Origin of the sequence: Guyparkeria halopsychrophila (assembly GCF_044582135.1) — a bacterium.
GTDB lineage: Bacteria > Pseudomonadota > Gammaproteobacteria > Halothiobacillales > Halothiobacillaceae > Guyparkeria.
In genome coordinates, this window is record NZ_JBDODP010000053.1 from 1 (window position 1) to 1269 (window position 1269).

1 protein-coding gene is annotated in these 1269 nt (G+C 59.6%); it reads left to right on the forward strand.

Features of this window, described 5'->3' with window-relative positions; all coding sequences use genetic code 11:
* Window positions 1–65 precede the first annotated feature (65 nt).
* A protein-coding gene (locus ABGV18_RS11435; RefSeq protein WP_396582857.1) for an IS3 family transposase occupies window positions 66–1201 on the forward strand; the annotation gives its coding sequence in 2 pieces (ribosomal slippage) (window positions 66–324 and window positions 324–1201; 1137 coding nt in all).
* The last annotated feature ends 68 nt before the right edge of the window (window positions 1202–1269 follow it).

Genomic DNA, 1269 nt, shown 5'->3' on the forward strand with positions numbered 1-1269 from the left:
TGAAGTGGTCCCCGAAATTCGGACCAGGCGCTAAGCTCTGATCATTCCAAGAGGAGAACCTGATCATGAGTAGGAAACGCCGGCAGTACAACAGTGACTTCAAGGCCAAGGTGGCACTCGCCGCCGTCAAGGGCGAACAAACCACGTCGGAGATCGCGGCCCGTTTCGAGATCCATCCGACCATGGTGAGCCAGTGGAAGCGCGAGTTGCTGGAGAACGCCACCGGGGTCTTCGAGGGCAAGGGCGCCAGCAAGGCGGCCCAGAAGACTCAGGAGGAGGTCGACACGCTTTACCGTGAAATCGGCAAGCTGACGGTGGAACGCGATTTTTTGTCACGCAGGCTCGATCGTTGAGCCGGGCCCAGCGCTTGGCCCTGATCGAGCCCCAGGCTTCTGACATCAGCATTCGGCGCCAGTGCCGGCTGTTCGGTCTCAGTCGATCGTCGGTGTACTACCAGCGCAGAGAGTTACGAGACTGCGATCTGGAGTTGATGCGCCTGATCGATGAGGAACACCTGCGAACACCGGTCTATGGCTCACGGCGCTTGACGGTCTATCTCAACCGCCTGGGGCGCGCAGTGAACCGCAAGCGCGTCCAGCGACTGATGCGCCAGATGGGACTGCAAGCGGTATACCCGAAGCCGCGCACCAGTCGCCCGGATAAGGGGCACCGGATCTACCCCTACTTGCTGCGGGATCGTGTCATCGACCGACCAAACCAGGTCTGGGCAACCGATGTGACCTACATCCCGATGGCACGCGGATTCATGTACCTGGTGGCCATCATGGACTGGCACAGCCGCCGTGTGCTGGCCTGGCGAGTATCGAATACGCTGGACACGGACTTCTGCATCGACGCCCTGGAGGAAGCCCTGACGCACCACGGGTCTCCCGAGATATTCAATACGGATCAGGGCTGCCAATTCACCAACAAAGCGTTCACCGAGGTGCTGGCAGCCCATGATGTTCGGATCAGCATGGACGGCAAGGGGTGTTACCAGGACAACATCTTCGTTGAGCGACTCTGGCGCAGCGTGAAGTACGAGTGCGTCTACCTGAAAGCCTTCGAGAATGGCGTCCATCTGCGCGAGGATTTGAAGCGTTACTTCACCTGGTACAACATGAATCGGCCCCATCAGGGGCTGGACGATGCGACACCCGACGAGGTGTACTTCGATCAACCACTGACCCAGGCGGCCTGACGCCTGATGACAATCCGGTCAGAGCTTAGATCGCCTGTCAGGTGGTCCAGAGGATGGGGTCCACTTCA